Source organism: Thermus caldifontis (assembly GCF_003336745.1).
In the GTDB taxonomy this organism is placed as follows: Bacteria; Deinococcota; Deinococci; order Deinococcales; family Thermaceae; genus Thermus; species Thermus caldifontis.
In genome coordinates, this window is record NZ_KZ851839.1 from 1 (window position 1) to 1,927 (window position 1,927).

Here is a 1,927-nt window from a genome sequence, read left to right on the forward strand (position 1 = left end):
CACGTGCCCAATCGTCCCCACGTTCACGTGAGGCTTCGTACGGATAAACTCGCCCTTGGCCATGGTTCCTCCTTCTTTCTTGCACGCAAAAGCCGCCCTGGGGGCCCTACGCCCAGGGCAGACAAAAAGATGGAGCTCGCGGCCGGGCTCGAACCGGCGACCTCACCCTTACCAAGGGTGTGCTCTACCTGCTGAGCTACGCGAGCTCGTGGAGCGGGAGACGGGACTCGAACCCGCGACCCTCGGCTTGGGAAGCCGATGCTCTACCAACTGAGCTACTCCCGCATGGGGGTGTGCTGGGCACACCTGTGGTGGGCAGGGCTGGATTCGAACCAGCGAAGGCGTGCGCCAACGGTTTTACAGACCGTCCCCTTTGGCCGCTCGGGCACCTGCCCACGCCCGCTTGGAGCCACCCAGGGGAGTTGAACCCCCAACCCCCCGATTACAAGTCGGGTGCTCTGCCAGTTGAGCTAGGGTGGCAGGACGGGGGATAGGACCCTGTCCGAGGGAATAGGCTAACACACCCCAAGGCAAGTGTCAAGATAAGGGCATGCGCATCGTACCTTTTGGCGCCGCTAGGGAGGTCACGGGAAGCTGCCACCTCCTCTTGGCCGAGGGCAGGCGGGTCCTTCTGGACTGCGGCATGTTCCAGGGGCGGGAGGAGGGGAAAAACCATGCTCCCTTTGGCTTTGAGCCCAAGGCGGTGGAGGCTGTGGTCCTCACCCATGCCCACCTGGACCACGTGGGCAGGTTGCCCAAGCTTTTTCGGGAAGGATACCAAGGGCCCGTCTACGCCACCCAGGCCACCTTTTTGCTGATGCGGATCATCCTCGAGGACGCCCTCAAGGTCATGGAGGAACCCTTCTTTGACGAAGGGGACGTGGAAGGGGTCTTCCGGCACGCCCACCCCTTGGAGTACGGGGCGTGGCTTCGCCTGGGGGACCTGACCCTCACCCTTGGTCAGGCGGGGCACCTACCGGGAAGCGCCTTCGTGGTGGCCCAGGGGGAGGGGAAGACCCTGGTCTATAGTGGGGACCTGGGCAACCGGCAAAAAACCGTCCTCCCCGACCCCTCCCTGCCTCCTAAGGCGGACCTGGTCCTAAGCGAGGGCACCTATGGGGACCGGCCCCACCGCTCCTTCACCGCCACGGTGGGGGAGTTTTTGGAGATTTTGGAACGAACCCTGGGCCAAGGCGGCAAGGTCTTCATTCCCTCCTTTGCCGTGGAGCGCGCCCAGGAAATCCTCTTCCTCCTCTACGAAAACGGCCACCTGTTGCCCGAGGCCCCCATCTACCTGGACTCCCCCATGGCCGAGCGGGTCCTTGCCCTCTATCCCCGGCTGGTGCGCTACTTCAGCGAGGAGGTGCAGGCTTACTTCCTATCCGGCAAGAACCCCTTCCGTCCCAAGAGGCTAGAGGTGGTGGAAAGCGCCGAGGAATCCAAGGCCCTAAGCCGCCAACCTGGCCCTATGGTGATCCTCGCGGGAAGCGGCATGCTCACCGGAGGGCGGATCCTTCACCATCTCAAACATGGCCTTTCCGATCCCAAAAACGCCCTGGTCTTCGTGGGTTACCAGCCTCGAGGGGGCCTAGGAGCCGAGATCATCCAAAGGCCCGAACGCATTCGCCTCCTGGGCCAGGAGGTGCCCCTTAGGGCCAGCGTCCACACCCTGGGGGGTTTCTCAGGACATGCCGGGCAGGATGAGCTTCTGGACTGGCTGGAGGGGCATCCCCGGGTAGCCCTGGTGCACGGGGAAGAGGAAGCCTTGGAAAAGTTGGCCTCCCTTTTGGCCCAAAGGGGGCAGGAGGCCCGGCTGGCCCGCTTCGGGGAGGCTATAGAGGTATGATACCCTTTCCTCTTGTTTCCTTCGCTAAGCCCCAACGAGATGACGCCTACCGGAGGCCCTTTCCGGGGCCCCCACCCTGGC

General features: G+C 63.6%; 1 protein-coding gene and 4 tRNA genes. 1 reads left to right on the top strand and 4 read right to left on the bottom strand.

Going from position 1 to position 1,927, the window contains the following annotated elements; genetic code table 11:
* Positions 1 to 130: 130 nt before the first annotated feature.
* From DK874_RS01675 to DK874_RS01690, 4 genes are all read right to left on the bottom strand, one after another.
* Positions 131 to 206, bottom strand: a tRNA-Thr gene (locus DK874_RS01675).
* A gap of 3 nt (positions 207 to 209) precedes the next feature.
* Positions 210 to 285, bottom strand: a tRNA-Gly gene (locus DK874_RS01680).
* A gap of 24 nt (positions 286 to 309) precedes the next feature.
* Positions 310 to 395, bottom strand: a tRNA-Tyr gene (locus DK874_RS01685).
* 9 nt (positions 396 to 404) lie between these two features.
* Positions 405 to 480 (bottom strand) — tRNA-Thr (locus DK874_RS01690).
* Positions 481 to 550: 70 nt separating this feature from the next.
* On the opposite strand from DK874_RS01690, the gene DK874_RS01695 reads away from it, so the two are divergent.
* Positions 551 to 1,846 (top strand): MBL fold metallo-hydrolase, encoded by a 1,296-nt coding sequence (locus DK874_RS01695; RefSeq protein WP_114312219.1) that lies wholly within the window; start codon positions 551 to 553, stop codon positions 1,844 to 1,846.
* Positions 1,847 to 1,927: the final 81 nt, after the last annotated feature.